The 15,033-nt window shown below is 44.8% G+C and carries 14 protein-coding genes, 3 tRNA genes, 1 other RNA gene and 1 other annotated feature; of the genes, 15 read left to right on the top strand and 3 right to left on the bottom strand.

The genetic code is table 11. The features are described 5' to 3' along the window. Nucleotides 1-294: 294 nt before the first annotated feature. On the top strand, nt 295-1,758 hold the full coding sequence (guaB, locus tag KNP03_RS13345; protein WP_214830088.1) for an IMP dehydrogenase: 1,464 nt from the start codon (nt 295-297) through the stop codon (nt 1,756-1,758). A gap of 78 nt (nt 1,759-1,836) precedes the next feature. Here guaB and pdxR read toward each other — a convergent pair whose 3' ends face one another. Further along, nucleotides 1,837-3,237 carry a MocR-like pyridoxine biosynthesis transcription factor PdxR gene (gene pdxR / locus KNP03_RS13340; RefSeq protein WP_214830085.1) on the bottom strand — a complete coding sequence of 467 codons (1,401 nt, stop codon included), beginning with the start codon at nt 3,235-3,237 and terminating at the stop codon, nt 1,837-1,839. Between the two features lie 262 nt (nt 3,238-3,499). On the opposite strand from pdxR, the gene pdxS reads away from it, so the two are divergent. The 8 genes from pdxS to KNP03_RS13300 all read left to right on the top strand — a co-directional run bounded on the left by pdxS (nt 3,500) and on the right by KNP03_RS13300 (nt 9,505). Next, nucleotides 3,500-4,390 (top strand): pyridoxal 5'-phosphate synthase lyase subunit PdxS, encoded by an 891-nt coding sequence (gene pdxS, locus KNP03_RS13335; protein WP_214830082.1) that lies wholly within the window; start codon nt 3,500-3,502, stop codon nt 4,388-4,390. Nucleotide 4,391: 1 nt separating this feature from the next. After that, on the top strand, nt 4,392-4,970 hold the full coding sequence (gene pdxT / locus KNP03_RS13330) for a pyridoxal 5'-phosphate synthase glutaminase subunit PdxT (protein ID WP_214830079.1): 579 nt from the start codon (nt 4,392-4,394) through the stop codon (nt 4,968-4,970). Nucleotides 4,971-5,061: 91 nt separating this feature from the next. Further along, a complete protein-coding gene (locus tag KNP03_RS13325; protein WP_214830076.1) occupies nt 5,062-6,309 on the top strand; it encodes a D-alanyl-D-alanine carboxypeptidase family protein in 1,248 nt (415 codons plus the stop codon). Between the two features lie 18 nt (nt 6,310-6,327). Continuing rightward, nucleotides 6,328-6,534 (top strand) — a binding site (T-box leader). A gap of 51 nt (nt 6,535-6,585) precedes the next feature. Further along, nucleotides 6,586-7,869, top strand: coding sequence for a serine--tRNA ligase (gene serS, locus KNP03_RS13320; protein WP_214830073.1), 1,284 nt, complete (start codon nt 6,586-6,588; stop codon nt 7,867-7,869). Between the two features lie 141 nt (nt 7,870-8,010). Then, nucleotides 8,011-8,101: transfer RNA gene (locus KNP03_RS13315), tRNA-Ser, on the top strand. A 37-nt stretch (nt 8,102-8,138) separates the two neighbouring features. Continuing rightward, a tRNA-Ser gene (locus tag KNP03_RS13310) sits at nt 8,139-8,229 on the top strand. 29 nt (nt 8,230-8,258) lie between these two features. Then, nucleotides 8,259-8,348, top strand: a tRNA-Ser gene (locus KNP03_RS13305). A gap of 161 nt (nt 8,349-8,509) precedes the next feature. After that, entirely contained in the window at nt 8,510-9,505 is a 996-nt protein-coding gene (locus tag KNP03_RS13300; RefSeq protein WP_214830070.1) for a hypothetical protein, read from the top strand. 43 nt (nt 9,506-9,548) lie between these two features. Here KNP03_RS13300 and KNP03_RS13295 read toward each other — a convergent pair whose 3' ends face one another. Both KNP03_RS13295 and KNP03_RS13290 read right to left on the bottom strand, forming a co-directional pair. After that, the gene (locus tag KNP03_RS13295; RefSeq protein WP_240544627.1) at nt 9,549-10,220 is read right to left on the bottom strand and encodes a deoxynucleoside kinase; all 672 of its coding nucleotides are present in this window, start codon (nt 10,218-10,220) and stop codon (nt 9,549-9,551) included. Then, nucleotides 10,217-10,852 carry a deoxynucleoside kinase gene (locus KNP03_RS13290; protein WP_214830066.1) on the bottom strand — a complete coding sequence of 212 codons (636 nt, stop codon included), beginning with the start codon at nt 10,850-10,852 and terminating at the stop codon, nt 10,217-10,219. The genes KNP03_RS13295 and KNP03_RS13290 overlap by 4 nt, the downstream gene beginning before the upstream one ends. A gap of 125 nt (nt 10,853-10,977) precedes the next feature. Between KNP03_RS13290 and tadA the strand changes: the two genes are divergently transcribed. From tadA to KNP03_RS13260, 6 genes are all read left to right on the top strand, one after another. After that, nucleotides 10,978-11,478 carry a tRNA adenosine(34) deaminase TadA gene (gene tadA, locus KNP03_RS13285; protein ID WP_214830064.1) on the top strand — a complete coding sequence of 167 codons (501 nt, stop codon included), beginning with the start codon at nt 10,978-10,980 and terminating at the stop codon, nt 11,476-11,478. A 53-nt stretch (nt 11,479-11,531) separates the two neighbouring features. Beyond that, an RNA gene (gene ffs / locus KNP03_RS13280) (signal recognition particle sRNA large type) lies at nt 11,532-11,799 on the top strand. Nucleotides 11,800-11,893: 94 nt separating this feature from the next. Next, complete coding sequence (gene dnaX / locus KNP03_RS13275; RefSeq protein ID WP_214830061.1) at nt 11,894-13,570, top strand: DNA polymerase III subunit gamma/tau; 1,677 nt, start codon at nt 11,894-11,896, stop codon at nt 13,568-13,570. Nucleotides 13,571-13,587: 17 nt separating this feature from the next. Continuing rightward, on the top strand, nt 13,588-13,905 hold the full coding sequence (locus KNP03_RS13270; protein WP_214830058.1) for a YbaB/EbfC family nucleoid-associated protein: 318 nt from the start codon (nt 13,588-13,590) through the stop codon (nt 13,903-13,905). A gap of 22 nt (nt 13,906-13,927) precedes the next feature. Continuing rightward, nucleotides 13,928-14,527: a recombination mediator RecR gene (gene recR, locus KNP03_RS13265; RefSeq protein ID WP_214830054.1), complete on the top strand. Its 600-nt coding sequence runs from the start codon at nt 13,928-13,930 to the stop codon at nt 14,525-14,527. After that, nucleotides 14,524-14,745, top strand: a complete 222-nt coding sequence (locus KNP03_RS13260) for a YaaL family protein (RefSeq protein ID WP_214830051.1) — start codon at nt 14,524-14,526, stop codon at nt 14,743-14,745. Before recR ends, KNP03_RS13260 begins: the two co-directional genes overlap by 4 nt. The last annotated feature ends 288 nt before the right edge of the window (nt 14,746-15,033 follow it).

Genomic DNA, 15,033 nt, shown 5'->3' with positions numbered 1-15,033 from the left:
AAGTAGTTGGGGGTTCTCCCCCTGTGAGGATAGGACGTTGCCAGGCAACAGCGAAGACGACCGAGCATAGCGCTCGGTCGTTTTTTTGTTATAGATATAAAGAAAATAAACAGCCTGTGAGTTGATTTGTTGTCAAAATCCGAACGATTCCGGCGTTTATTCAGGGATTGAACACAATTCTGAACTTTCTGAACTTCCGTAATTGAATTGCACTTTTTATGTATACCTGTTACCATTACAGAAATATTTCGAAACAAAGATTTAGGTAGAACGAGAAAGGGGCCATCAATTTTTATGTGGGAAAACAAGTTTGTAAAAGAAGGATTAACATTTGATGATGTATTACTCGTACCGCGTTTTTCAAATGTTTTACCGCGTGATGTCGATTTAAGTACCAAGCTCTGTGAAGGATTAGAATTAAACGTTCCAATTATCAGTGCTGGAATGGATACTGTGACAGAAGCTCCAATGGCAATCGCAATGGCCCGTCAAGGTGGACTAGGTGTCATTCATAAGAACATGTCTATGGAGATGCAAGCCGAACATGTTGACCGTGTAAAACGCTCAGAAAATGGAGTCATTACGAACCCGTTTTATTTAACCCCTGACCACCAAGTGTATGATGCAGAGTATTTGATGAGTAAATATCGCATCTCAGGTGTCCCGATTGTTAACTCTGAAGAGGAACGGAAATTGATTGGGATTTTAACAAATCGTGATCTTCGTTTCATCAAAGACTACTCGACAGTTATTAAAGATGTCATGACAACAGAGAACCTGGTAACCGCTCAAGTTGGTACTTCTCTAGAAGAAGCCGAACGTATTCTTCATCAACATCGTATTGAGAAATTGCCACTTGTTGATGAAGCTGGTGTGTTGAAAGGCTTAATCACTACAAAAGACATTGAAAAAGTAGAACAATTTCCAAATGCAGCAAAAGATAAACAAGGTCGACTTCTTGTTGCGGCGGCTGTCGGTGTCACAAAAGATGCAGCTTCTCGTGCCCAGGCCCTCGTAGAAGCTGGTGTAGATGCATTAGTCGTCGACACGGCTCATGGTCATTCAGCAGGAGTCATTGAAAAAGTTCGAGAATTGCGCGATTTATTCCCGACTCTTCCGATTATCGCAGGAAATGTTGCGACGGCAGAAGCGACACAGGCATTGATTGAAGCTGGAGCATCGGTCATCAAGGTTGGGATTGGACCAGGATCGATTTGTACGACACGTGTTGTTGCGGGTGTCGGCGTGCCACAAATTACCGCAGTTTATGATTGTGTAACGGAAGCATCAAAACATGGTGTCTCAGTTATCGCCGACGGTGGAATTAAATATTCTGGTGATATTGTAAAAGCAATCGCCGCTGGTGCGAATGCAGTAATGCTCGGTAGCTTGCTCGCTGGAGTAAAAGAGAGCCCGGGTGAGATGGAAATTTATCAAGGTCGTCAATTTAAGACATACCGTGGTATGGGATCGGAAGCTTCTATGAAGCGGGGTAGTCAGGATCGCTACTTCCAAGAAGCAGATAAAAAATTCGTTCCGGAAGGAATTGAAGGACGAGTTGCTTATCGGGGTGAGTTAGCAGATACAGTGTATCAGCTCATTGGTGGACTTCGTTCAGGTATGGGATATTGCGGTGCAGCTGATATCCGTGCGTTGCGTGAAGATACACAATTCATTCGAATGACTGGTGCAGGTCTTCAAGAAAGTCATCCGCACGATGTCAATATTACGAAAGAAGCGCCAAACTATTCACGTTAATCATGAAAACCGTAGTTCTATAGTAGAACTACGGTTTTTTATATGAATTGACAGGATTTCATCGAGTGATATGGCACATCACGTCGTGTTACCTGATATCCCCCAAGCCTGCATGAGTCGCTCGATTATATGCGGAATGGTGTGCTCAGGAAGGTGAGCGAACCCAAACAAGAATTGAGAAGAGGACATCTTATTGGTGATTTGATAGTCAGACATCGATCGGATGAATAAATTAGAATCTTCTGCAGCCTGTTTTAATTGTTTAACCGATTGAGAGGCGTTAACAGACAAGACGACGTGAAGTCCCGCGCTTGCCCCGGTAACTATAATCATTGGTTCATAAACACGAAAGTTCGATAGTACGATTTCCAACTTTCGTCGATAGATTTTTCTCATTCGGTTCAAATGTTTCTCAAAGTCCCCGCTCGCCATAAAGGTTGCTAACGTGTGCTGTTCAAAACGAGGGACGCTACAGGTGAAGTGAAGATATCGCTCACGGTATCGGTTGATCAATGGTGTAGGAAGGACCATGTATCCAATTCGGAGTGAGGGCATGAGTGATTTTGAAAAAGTACTTAAATAGATGACACGTTCATTCGGATCAATACTTTGTAGTGACGGGATGGGTTTCCCGCTATAACGAAATTCACTGTCATAATCATCTTCGATAATGTAAGTCTCATTGGATAAGGCCCAATTCAACAGCCGTTGTCTACGACTGACAGACAATACGTTACCTGTCGGGAATTGATGGGCCGGGGTTACGTATAATGCGTCTACACCATGAAGTTCTAATTCATCGACGCAAACCCCATTCTCATCTACCGGGATAGGGACGTAAGATCGACTTTGTTGATGAAAGAGCTGACGAGTGAGTGGATAACCGGGATCCTCGATTCCATAAGTGGTGGCATGCGATAGCAAATCTAAAATTTGAGGCAACAATTGCTCAGTTCCTGACCCGATTACAATTTGTTCTGGAGAGCACTGGACTCCTCGTGAATGGTAGAGATAAGTTGCGATTTCTTGGCGGAGTGCGAAATCTCCCTGCACAGAACCGAGCGCAAGAAGTTCATGATTAGTTTCATCAATCACTTGTTTCATATGCCGTTTCCAACGTTCGAACGGGAAGGCCGTGGTATCAATTTGGCTTGGAGACAGATCAAAGTCATACGTTTTTTTTAATGGAATCGGCTCAATTTTTCGATCCGAACGATGGACGTACAATTCTTCCTGAGGCAATACATAAAAACCTTTTCGAGGAACGGATTCAATATACCCTTCAGCCAGTAGTTGTGCATATGCAAGTTCGACCGTTGTCTGTGAGACATCTAAAAACTGACACAGTTTGCGTTTGGATGGCAGTTTGGCTCCGGTTTTCAAAGTATCGTCGACAATGGCCTGTCGAATATGAAAATATAGCTGTTCATAAAGTGAAATAGAAGAATCAGAATCAAGCGAAAATGTAAGCATGTCCATATTAAATAGTCCTTTCTTGTTTAAGCGAAAAAGAAGTAAAGGATGAATCCAATAATAATCAGTAATGAAACGATGCCTGGTGTACCGAACAATTGGCGATCTTCATGATTTCTGTAATTCATTGTTCTTCCTCCTTTTGATATAGTGTTCGTTATTTAATTGTCAAAACTGACCACATCAAAAAAATAAAAACTGACACTTTTAATATAGTCAATACCCGTTATACTAGCAAGTAGATTAATAGATAGTGGAGGGGTTCTATATGGAAAAACGACAAGTCGGAACGGATAAAGTAAAACGCGGAATGGCGGAAATGCAAAAGGGTGGCGTCATTATGGATGTCATCAACGCAGAGCAAGCGAAAATTGCAGAAGCGGCGGGGGCAGTCGCAGTTATGGCACTTGAACGCGTTCCATCTGACATTCGTAAAATGGGTGGTGTCGCGCGTATGGCCGACCCTACGATTATTGAGGATGTCATGGGGGCGGTTTCAGTACCGGTTATGGCCAAATGCCGAATCGGACATATTGCTGAAGCACGTGTTTTAGAGTCGATGGGTGTCGATTTTATCGATGAAAGCGAAGTATTGACGCCGGCTGATGAGGAATTCCATCTCTATAAGCGTGATTACACGGCACCGTTTGTCTGTGGAGCACGTGATCTAGGTGAAGCCGCTCGTCGAATCGGGGAAGGTGCTGCGATGATTCGTACGAAAGGTGAGCCGGGAACAGGAAACATTGTTGAGGCGGTTCGTCATATGCGTACGGTACAAGCACAAGTTAAACGTCTCTTGTCGATGAGTGTAGACGAAGTGATGACAGAGGCGCGTGATCTCGGTGCACCATTTGAAGTGCTTATGCAGATCCGTAAAGCCGGTCGTCTTCCTGTTGTTAACTTTGCGGCAGGTGGGATTGCAACACCAGCGGATGCAGCGCTTATGATGCATCTAGGTGCGGACGGCGTGTTTGTCGGTTCAGGGATTTTTAAAGCAGAAAACCCGGAAAAATTTGCGCGTGCAATTGTGGAAGCGACAACGTATCACGATGACTATGAGCGCATTGCACACCTTTCAAAAGGATTGGGCGAAGCAATGAAGGGACTTGATGTCCGTACATTGAAAGAAGAAGAGCTCATGGCGCCGCGAGGCTGGTAATATGACGACGATTGGGGTATTAGGGATGCAAGGTGCGATTCGAGAACATGTCCGCATGCTTGAATCGCTAGGTGTTCAAACAATCGTTGTGCGTTCAGTAGAAGATCTCAATGAAATTGACGGACTCGTCTTGCCGGGTGGGGAAAGTACTGCTATGCGTCGATTGTTGGATCGCTACGGTCTACTTGAACCCCTTCGTGAAAGACAGGATTTACCCATGTTCGGTACGTGTGCCGGCATGATCCTTTTGGCGAATGAAGTCGAAGGATATGATGCTCATCTTAAAAAAATACCGATGGTCGTCAAACGAAATGCTTTTGGGCGTCAAGTAGACAGCTTTGAAGTTTCTTTACCGGTTAAAGGGATTGACGAACCGGTCGAAGCGGTATTCATTCGTGCCCCTCAAGTGGCTTCGGTCGAACCACATGTTGAGGTACTCGCGGAAGTCGAAGAGGCAATCGTCGCTGTTCGTTATGGTCATTATGTGGCCTGTTCCTTCCATCCGGAATTAACGGAAGACGTGTCGCTTCATCGCTACTTCGTCGATCTTGTGAAAGAAGCAAAGGCTCAACATGCCTAACCTGAAAGACCTCCTTTTCTAAAAAGGGGGTCTTTCTTTGATTCATTTTTTGCTACACTGAAACGAGAAGCGTAGAGAAAGGGGAAAGACCGTGAAGGCTCGTTCAATGATTGTTCTGCTCGTTGTTTTGCTGTTAGTAAGTACGATATCACCGTTTGCTGCCGAGGCGTCATCTCCAAGTGTCAAAGCATCCGGAGCGATGCTGGTTGATGTCACGACAGGCCAAGTGCTCTATTCAAAAAATGAGAATTCTATGCTCCAACCCGCGTCCATCACGAAATTGATGACGGCATTTTTGACGAGGGAAGCCATTGAGGAAGGGAAACTCAGTTGGAAAAAAGAAATCACTCCGAGTGACCATGCGCTGGCGCTGACCAGAAAACCGGGTTTGGCTCGAATTCCACTTCTGAATAAACCTTATACAATCAAAGAGCTATATGATGCTGCATTGATTCGTTCTGCAAACGAGGCGGCTGTCACACTTGCCGAAGCAGTTTCGGGTTCTGAGGAATCATTTGTTCAAAAAATGAATCAACGTGCTGATGAACTGGGAATGACGCAAACGACGTTTGCGAATGCTTCTGGACTTGATTCTGTGTCAGCAGGATTACCTGGTGAGAACTTAACTTCAGCGAAAGATTTAATGAAGCTTGCACTTGCCTTTTTGACAACATATCCAGAAGTGTTGGATGTGACAAAACGGGCGTACGTGGATGTGGACGGTGTTCGTTTTGAGGCAACCAATCGTATGCTTGCGGGACGTGACTTGGCTTATCCAGGGATGATCGGCTTTAAAACAGGGACGACGAACGAAGCGGGGTACTGTCTGGTAGGTGTATCTACGAGAAGCGGTCGAACGATTCTGTCTGTCGTTCTTGGAGCGGAAACGAACGAGGGACGTTATACCGCTACGAAAGCTTTGCATGACTATGCGTATGAGGATTTTGTTATGACACCGGTCTTAAGAGCGGGGGAGATTATTTCTCAAACTGCGTTTGTATCACAAGGAGAGAAGGAGCAGGCGCAAATTCGAACGACGACAGCGTTTGAAGTATTAGTGGAAAAAGGTCAAGAAGTGCCCAAGCCAGAATTCGATTTAGTGGAATTAGAGGCGCCTGTCACAACGGACATGCAAGTGGGGACAGTCACGATCGAGCCTTCGGATACCGTACGATACCTAGAAGGTGAGCATCCACCGAAAGTACAACTTGTCACAGCAGAATCAATTGAAACGGCCTCTTTTTTAACCCGGTTAACGCGGGCATTTATGGATTTCATGGATAGTGTTCGCTTAGCACTAGGTAAAATCAGTCTTGTCGATAGAGTCGAGATGTTGTAAAGTAAGATTAATTCAATGATACATGCGAAGATGAGAACAAGTACGTTACGTACGTCTACTGACAGAGAGCTAGTGGTTGGTGCAAACTAGTGGGATGACGTAACTGAATCGGCCTCGGAGCATTGACTTGGAAACAAGTCACGTTTGGCACACGTTACGTGCATCGAGTGGCCTGTTTCAGGCAACAAGGGTGGCAACGCGGATCCAAGGTGGTTCGTCCCTTTCCTACGGGAAAGGGACGTGCCGCCTTTTTTATATGAAAAAGGAGGAATAGCAATGTTAGACATTAAACGTTTGCGACAGGATTTTGAAGAAATTAAAGAAAAGTTGACTCACCGTGGAGAAGATTTGAGTGCTCTCGATCGTTTCCCGCAGTTAGAGGAAAAGCGTCGTGATTTGATTAACGAAGTCGAAGTGAAGAAGGCGAAGCGCAATGAAGCAACGAAGCAAATCGCTGAGTTGAAGCGGAACAAGCAGGATGCCGAAGGTCCGATTCTTGAAACACGCCGCCTCGGTGACGAAATCAAATTGCTGGATGAAGAATTGCGAGAAGTTGAGGCAGAGCTCAACTTGATTTTACTCAGCATTCCAAACATCCCACACGAATCAACACCAATCGGAGAGACAGAGGATGATAACGTGACGATTCGCGAAATCGGAACGAAGCCTGATTTTGATTTCGAGCCGAAACAACACTGGGACGTGATGGAAGACCTTCAAATCGTCGATGTTGAACGGGCCGGGAAAGTAACAGGTAGTCGCTTCGTCTTCTATAAAGGGTTAGGTGCTCGTCTAGAACGTGCGTTGATTAACTTTATGATGGACCTTCATTCAGACGAACATGGCTATTCTGAAGTCCTTCCGCCATACATGGTCAACCGTGATGCGATGACGGGAACGGGGCAACTTCCTAAGTTTGAAGAGGATGCGTTCAAAGTAGCGGATACGAATTACTTCCTCGTTCCTACAGCAGAAGTACCGGTCACGAACATGCACCGCGAAGAAATCATTCCGGAAACACAGCTTCCAATCACGTATACAGCATATAGCGCTTGTTTCCGTTCTGAGGCAGGATCTGCGGGTCGAGATACACGTGGTCTGATTCGCCAACATCAGTTCAACAAAGTCGAACTCGTTCGTTTTGTGAAACCGGAAGAGTCATACGAACAACTTGAATTGTTGACGGGTCATGCTGAAGAAGTGTTGAAACGCCTCGGTCTTCCATATCAAGTACTCAGCATGTGTACGGCAGACCTCGGTTTTACCGCTGCGAAGAAATACGATATTGAAGTCTGGATGCCAGCGCAAGGAATGTATCGTGAGATCTCTTCTTGCTCAAACTTTGAAGATTTCCAAGCGCGCCGGGCGGGAATTCGGTTCCGTCGTGATGTGAATGCAAAACCAGAATTCGTACACACGTTGAACGGATCGGGCCTCGCTGTAGGTCGTACAGTTGCTGCCATTCTTGAAAACTATCAACAAGCAGACGGTTCAGTTGTCATTCCAGAAGTACTCCGTCCATACATGGGTGGAGTAGAAAAGATTGAAATGCCAAACTAATCGGAGACGGACAGTTCTTTTTGAAAGAACTGTCCAATTTTTTTATTGTTTTTTTACAAAAGGGTTTGACATCTGTCCCGTCAGTTGGTACTATAAATCATGTCGAGCGACACTGTTGCTCACCAATTGTATATGAGCTTTGGAGGTGTACCCAAGTGGTTTAAGGGAACGGTCTTGAAAACCGTCAGGGGTGTAACAGCCTGCGTGGGTTCGAATCCCACCACCTCCTCCATTTATTTTTTGGAGGCTCACATAATTTCATAGTTCCTGGAGGTGTACCCAAGTGGTTTAAGGGAACGGTCTTGAAAACCGTCAGGGGTGTAACAGCCTGCGTGGGTTCGAATCCCACCACCTCCTCCACTTTCTTTTTTTTACACTTTTTTAAGCCTGGAGTTGTACCCAAGTCCGGCTGAAGGGGACGGACTCGAAATCCGTTAGGAGTCGCAAGGCTCGCGTGGGTTCGAATCCCACCAACTCCGCTTTCAATCGGGCATCTGCACAGGCAGATGCATTTTTTGTATCCGCAGACAATCTGTCTGCGGTTTTTTTGTGTAATTGATGCGTAAACGCTGAATCTTCTCTCAAACCGGGAATTCTAAAGAATATAGAATCGTATTGTTTAGGAAAGGGGGTGTGAGTCATGGAATTAATAGAAATGTATGTGAACGAGGTCGCACGTCACGTCCCACCGAAGCGGAGAGACGAAGTCGCGTTGGCAGTTCGGGAAGAAATCGAGGCAATGTTGTCATCTGATCCTGCTGAACCTGAAATCAAGCGGACGTTAGAACAGATGGGGCATCCGGCAGTCGTTGCAGCGCGTTACAAGAAAGGGCAGTATTTGATCGGCCCGTCTTATTTTGCAGTGTATGTGAGTGTCTTGAAAACGGTTGTTCCGATTGTTTTGGCAGTCCTGTTTTTCAGCCTATTACTTGCGAGCATCCCGACGTTAAACGAACCGTCCTTTCCAACAGTAGGTGCATTAGTAGGTGATGTATTCGGTGCGCTTTGGAACGTGGGGATCCAACTCTTGTTTTGGATTACGCTTATATTCTTTTTAGTTGAGCGTTATGCCCCGGCGAATGCATCGGATCTAAATGTGAAATGGGATGTTTCTAAACTTCATGACCGGTCAAAAGAAGGACGAATCAGAAAATTTGAAGCGGGATTCGGTTTATTTTGGACAGTTGTTTGGTTCGGGGTCTATTTGAACGCAGAGCGACTTCTTGGGATTTACGAGTCAACAGGTGATGGATTGGAGATGGTGACGCCTATTTTCAATCAAGCATTTTTATTCGATATGCTTTGGTTGTTTATGATTGTCATTTTGATGCAAGTCGTTTTAGGGACATGGAAATGGATAAGAGGCTATTGGACGTATGCACTCGCGACGTTTAATGCTTTCTATAATTTCGTTTCAGCTATTTTTGTGATATGGATGGTAAGGTCTTCTGAGTTGTTCGATTCACGCTTTATTTCGTGGATCGAAACGAACTTTGCCGAGGTGTCGACATTTAAATGGATCGGAACGCTCATTATTGTCGTGACAATCTTTGGAGGTGTGATGGACACCATTTCAGGATTCAGAAAGGCCTATAAAACGCCAACTGTCTCGAAACGAAATGCCGCTCACACATAAAAAGAAGGTGCTTCGCAACTGTTTGCGTAGCACCTTCCTGCTTTTAACGAACCTTCGCTTCACGTGCGATGGTTAATTGTTTTTCGATTTTTTCTAAAATGAGTTCGACTGAGTCTGGATCGTTGATCAAGTCGTATTCCTCAATCGAGAGACGGAGGACCGGGCACAAATTGAAGTTGTTGATCCAATCTGTATAGCGGGCGTACATTTCTTCCCAATATGCGATTGGTGTTTGTTGCTCCATTTCGCGGCCGCGCATTTGAATGCGGTCAAGAACCTGCTCGAATGAACCTTCGAGATAAATGAGTAAGTCTGGGTGTGGGAAGAATGGCGTCAATACCATTGCTTCAAATAGACTTGAGTACGTTTCGTAATCCGTTGGAGACATTGTACCTTTTTCATAATGCATTTTGGCAAAGATTCCAGTATCTTCGTAAATCGAGCGATCTTGAATAAAGCCGCCGCCGTATTGGAAAATTTTCTTTTGCTCTTTGAAACGCTCAGCCAAGAAATAAATTTGAAGGTGGAAGCTCCAGCGTTCGAAATCGTGATAGAATTTATCGAGATACGGGTTTGTATCCACTTTCTCAAGTGAAGTCCGGAAATTCAGGGCATCGGCAAGGGAGTTCGTAATCGTCGATTTACCGATTCCGACCATGCCACCGATGGTGATGATTGTATCGTTCGGGATATTATACTTATCAATCAGCTTCATTTTATTTGGGCTCCTTTAGTTAATTCTAGTTCGCGTTCAATCGTTGTGAGGACGTGTGTTAAATCGTCAGGGTTGTGGACGAAGTCAAGGTCGTCACCACTAAACGAGAGAATCGTCACTTCTGGATGGGCCGCGCGATAAGATTCGATAAATGTTTCGTAATCATGAGCAAGTTGTTCAAGGTAATCACGAGACATATTTTCTTCAACTTCACGTCCTCGTAATGCGACACGCTTCATGAGCGTTTCGATACTGGCGTGTAAGTAAATGACGACATCAGGTTTCGGCATATCATGTGTCAAAATCTTATAAATCTGCTCGTACTTGTTCAAGTGTGCCGGTTTGAGCGAACGATGAGCGAAAATCAAGTTTTTGAAAATATGATAGTCCGAAACGACAGATTGCTGTTGACTCAAGTGGAGTTTATGGATATCGTCCAATTGCTTGAATCGGTTACATAAGAAGAACATTTCCGTTTGGAAGCTCCATTCTTCGATATCTTCATAAAACTTGCCGAGAAACGGGTTCTCTTCTACAATTTCATTCAGCATCTGCATCGAGAAATGCTGACTGATAATATGGGCCAGTGACGTTTTCCCGACACCAATCGGTCCCTCTACCGTTATAAACATATGATGTCATCCTCCATTATCCAAAATGCAAGTTCCATTCTAGCATACTATGGGATGGATATGATGCGAGGAATTGATTTTCATTTTTTTTTCATAGATGTTTACTATAGAAATGGAGTGTGAATATGGAGCGCGATGAACGCTTTATGAGATTGGCCATTGAAGAAGCGAAAAAAGCAGAAGCAATCGGCGAGGTGCCAATTGGATGCGTGATTGTTAAGGACAATCAAGTGATTGCCAAAGGGCATAATCGGAGAGAAACAGATCTCCTGGCGGCTGCTCATGCAGAAATGATTGCAATTGAGACAGCGAATCAAGCATTAGGGAATTGGCGACTGGAGGAGTGTGAACTATACGTCACGCTGGAGCCCTGTCCGATGTGTGCAGGTGCGATTGTGCTGTCGCGTGTAAAACGTGTCATCTTCGGTGCACATGATCCGAAAGGTGGCTGTTGTGGTACGTTAATGAACTTAGTGCAGGATGAACGGTTCAACCACCAGGCCGAAGTGACGGAAAATGTTTTAGCAGAAGAATGTGGGATGTTGTTAACGGAATTTTTCCGAGGGCTTCGGGAAAGGAAGAAGCAGGAACGGTTGAAACAGAGAGGTTGCAACCCACCTGATTAAACAGTATAATGTAATAGCACTCAAGGGAGTGCATTATTTCATTTACCCATTTGCCGTGCTAGGTGGGGAGGTAGCGGTGCCCTGTCACTCGCAATCCGCTGTAGCGAGACTGAATCCCGATTCGAGGGAGTGCGCTGGTATGGTCTGCCTTATGTAAGTGGCGTTGACGTCTGAGTCCTGCGCAACGGTCACCCATGAACCAGGTCAGGTCCGGAAGGAAGCAGCCTTAAGTGGTGACGTACCGTGTGCCGCAGGGGTGCTTGGACTGAGCAAACTGCATAAGTAACGCATGTTGACGTGCTTTCAGAAATCGGTGCGCGGCAGATTTATTTAATAACTTCAATCTATAGCCCCAGGGCTGTAGATTTTTTTGTATGATGAGATAGAGAATAAAAGAGTGAAAGGAGGCGGGGACATGGCGTATCAAGCATTGTACCGGGTGTATCGTCCGCAGTCGTTCCAAGAGGTTGTTGGTCAAGTTCACATTACACGTACGATCCAAAATGCTTTATTAGAGGAGCGCGTTTCACACGCATATCTTTTCTCAGGTCCACGAGGTACCGGGAAAACGAGTTTGGCAAAGATCATTGCTAAAGCCATTAACTGTGAAAGTGCACCGACGCGTGAACCATGCAATACGTGTCCGACTTGTGTCGCAATCACGGAAGGGACGAGTCCCGATGTGTTTGAAATCGATGCCGCATCCAATAACGGAGTAGATGAGATTCGGGAAATCCGAGACAAGGTAAAATATCCACCGTCTCAAGGGCGTTATAAAGTATACATCATCGATGAAGTTCACATGTTGTCGACCGGAGCGTTTAATGCATTATTGAAAACGTTAGAGGAGCCACCGGCACACGCGATTTTTATTTTAGCGACGACAGAGCCGCATAAAATTCCGGCAACAATTATTTCCCGTTGCCAGCGATTTGATGTGAAACGTCACGAAGTGAATCAACTGCAAACACGCATGGCTTTCATATTGAATGATCAGGATTATGATTACGATCCAGAAGCATTAAAATTGATTGCGCGCGCTGCAGATGGCGGAATGCGAGATGCTCTGAGTTTATTAGATCAAGCGCTCGCGTTCAGCGATGGACGTTTGACAGAAGATGCTGTGCTTGAAGTGACAGGTGCTGTTACAGACGAGGCGTTACTCGAAATGGCATATGGTCTTCAAGAAAAGAAGTTAAACCAGGTGTTAACTACGCTCGAAGCAATGTTGCGTGATGGGAAAGATCTGAAGCGGTTTATTGAGGACTTGGTTTTTGTTCATCGCGATGCATTATTGTTAAAAGCTTCTCCTCAAGCGGTAGATTTACTGGAACGTGCTCGACCGACCGAAGAATTTCGCCGATTTGTCGAAGCGACCTCGACCGATGAGTTGTTCCAAGTGATTGAAGAATTGAACGACTGTCAACAACAGATGCGTTTATCAAACCATCCGAAAGTGTTGGTGGAATTGACGTTCATTCGTATTGCGGAACAGGGGAAAACGCTTAATGAACAAATGAATCAGCTACAAGACCAAGTTCGTGAATTGAGTCGAGAGCTCAATGAAGTGAAGAAAAACGGAGTCGCAGTTTCTGAGGTGGCGTCTGAAAAGCCGAAACCTTCACCGAAACGAACGCAAATCCGAGTCCCGAAAGAACGAATTCGCCAACTTCTACAGCGTGCCGAACGTCAACACTTGAATGCGATTCGAGACAGTTGGGGCGATATCATGACGAATATTCGAACGCAGGATGGTCCGATCTTTGCTCTCTTTTACGAAAGTGAAGCTGTCCTTTGTGCTAGTGACACCTTACTGGTACAATTTAAAGATGGGATGACATGGCATTATGAACAAGTCAGTTCAAATGGTCGAACACGGGATGTAATCGAACAGGCGTTGTTTGAAGTGACAGGTATTCGACGCGAAATTATGGCGGTTCTTGAAACGGATTGGGAAGAACTGAAAAATGAGTTCATCCTCCAAAAACAGGCGGAGCGCACTGAAAGTGTGGAAGAGCCGTCAGAAGAAGATCCGCTCATTACACAAGCGGTTGAACGATTTGGTGATGTCGTTGAAATTGAAGAACATTGATTGAAGGAGGCGCTCTTATGCGTGGAATGGGAAACATGAATAACATGATGAAACAAATGCAAAAAATGCAAAAAGATATGGCGAAAGCCCAAGAAGAATTGAAAGATATGTCTGTGGAAGGTACTGCAGGCGGCGGCATGGTAAAAGTTGTGGTGAGTGGACATAAAGAAGTGCTTGATGTAGTCATCGCAGAAGATGTTGTGGATCCTGATGATGTTGATATGTTGCAGGACCTCGTGTTGGCAGCTATTAACGACGCAATGAAGCAAGCGGACCAGCTTGTAAATGATAAAATGGGACGTTTTACGCAAGGAATGAATCTCCCAGGTTTTTAAGTGAAGAAAGGATAGATGTGAGTTGCAATACCCTGAAGCCATTGGACGCTTAATAGAGAGCTTTACAAAATTACCTGGGATTGGACCGAAAACAGCAGTTCGTCTAGCTTTCCACGTCTTAGATATGGAAGAGGATGATGTATTGACGTTTGCGAAGGCGCTTGTCAGTGCTAAACGTGATATTAAGTATTGTAGTGTTTGTGGTCATATTACGGATGTTGATCCTTGTGCGATTTGTAAAGACTCACATCGAGATGAAACGGTTGTATGCGTCGTGCAAGACTCTCGAGATGTAATTGCGATGGAAAAAATGCGAGAGTACCGAGGTAGATACCATGTACTCCATGGCGCGATTAGCCCAATGGAGGGAATTGGACCGGAAGATATCAATGTCTCAAGCTTGTTAACGCGTTTACAAGAAAATGAGTCGATTGCCGAAGTGATCCTGGCGACCAATCCAAATATCGAGGGTGAGGCAACGTCTATGTACTTATCTCGCTTGCTAAAACCTACCGGCATCCGTGTTACGCGTCTCGCGCATGGTTTACCGGTTGGTGGGGACTTGGAATACGCAGATGAGGTCACCCTTTCACGTGCAATGGAAGGCAGAAGAGAATTATGAAGTGGTTTCGTAGATCGTTAAGAGAAGAATACGACCAACGACTTTTGGCAGAACTGATTGAAGCGAAAGTCAAATTCGAATCAAAACGACATATGCTTGAAGTGAGTATTGAAGATACGGGTGAGTTGGCCGCCCAGGTCAAACAAGCTGAAGCTTTATACTTTTTCTATTTGAAAGAAGCAAAAAAACGAAATGTCTCCTTATCTACACTTCGTTAACAAGGTGTGGCGCCTGCGCTCCGCCTTGTTTTTTTTGTTTTTTTAAGATTTATTCATATTTTTTTACGAAAAGTCTTGCACAGTTAAAGTTTTACTGATATATTAATAAACGTCGCCGAGAGGTGATGAAAAAAACATTAAAAAAGTTGTTGACCTTTTGTTAATGACTTGTTAAGATGTTTAAGTCGCCAACGAGCGGCAGACGAACTTTGAAAACTGAACGATGAGGCAAAAATAAGTTTTACAATTTTTGAATGAAGCGCAAGCTTCGTCAATTTCGAGCTATAT

This window comes from Exiguobacterium algae (assembly GCF_018617875.1).
Lineage (GTDB): Bacteria > Bacillota > Bacilli > Exiguobacteriales > Exiguobacteriaceae > Exiguobacterium > Exiguobacterium algae.
This window is presented reverse-complemented; position numbering and strand designations above follow the sequence as displayed.

Excerpts from the sequence above, each read along its gene's own strand:
- guaB (WP_214830088.1), top strand. The coding sequence starts at position 295 with ATGTGGGAAAACAAGTTTGTAAAAGAAGGATTAACATTTGATGATGTA.
- pdxR (WP_214830085.1), bottom strand. The coding sequence starts at position 3,237 with ATGGACATGCTTACATTTTCGCTTGATTCTGATTCTTCTATTTCACTT.
- pdxS (WP_214830082.1), top strand. The coding sequence starts at position 3,500 with ATGGAAAAACGACAAGTCGGAACGGATAAAGTAAAACGCGGAATGGCG.
- pdxT (WP_214830079.1), top strand. The coding sequence starts at position 4,392 with ATGACGACGATTGGGGTATTAGGGATGCAAGGTGCGATTCGAGAACAT.
- serS (WP_214830073.1), top strand. The coding sequence starts at position 6,586 with ATGTTAGACATTAAACGTTTGCGACAGGATTTTGAAGAAATTAAAGAA.
- KNP03_RS13300 (WP_214830070.1), top strand. The coding sequence starts at position 8,510 with ATGGAATTAATAGAAATGTATGTGAACGAGGTCGCACGTCACGTCCCA.
- KNP03_RS13295 (WP_240544627.1), bottom strand. The coding sequence starts at position 10,220 with ATGAAGCTGATTGATAAGTATAATATCCCGAACGATACAATCATCACC.
- KNP03_RS13290 (WP_214830066.1), bottom strand. The coding sequence starts at position 10,852 with ATGTTTATAACGGTAGAGGGACCGATTGGTGTCGGGAAAACGTCACTG.
- tadA (WP_214830064.1), top strand. The coding sequence starts at position 10,978 with ATGGAGCGCGATGAACGCTTTATGAGATTGGCCATTGAAGAAGCGAAA.
- dnaX (WP_214830061.1), top strand. The coding sequence starts at position 11,894 with ATGGCGTATCAAGCATTGTACCGGGTGTATCGTCCGCAGTCGTTCCAA.
- KNP03_RS13270 (WP_214830058.1), top strand. The coding sequence starts at position 13,588 with ATGCGTGGAATGGGAAACATGAATAACATGATGAAACAAATGCAAAAA.
- KNP03_RS13260 (WP_214830051.1), top strand. The coding sequence starts at position 14,524 with ATGAAGTGGTTTCGTAGATCGTTAAGAGAAGAATACGACCAACGACTT.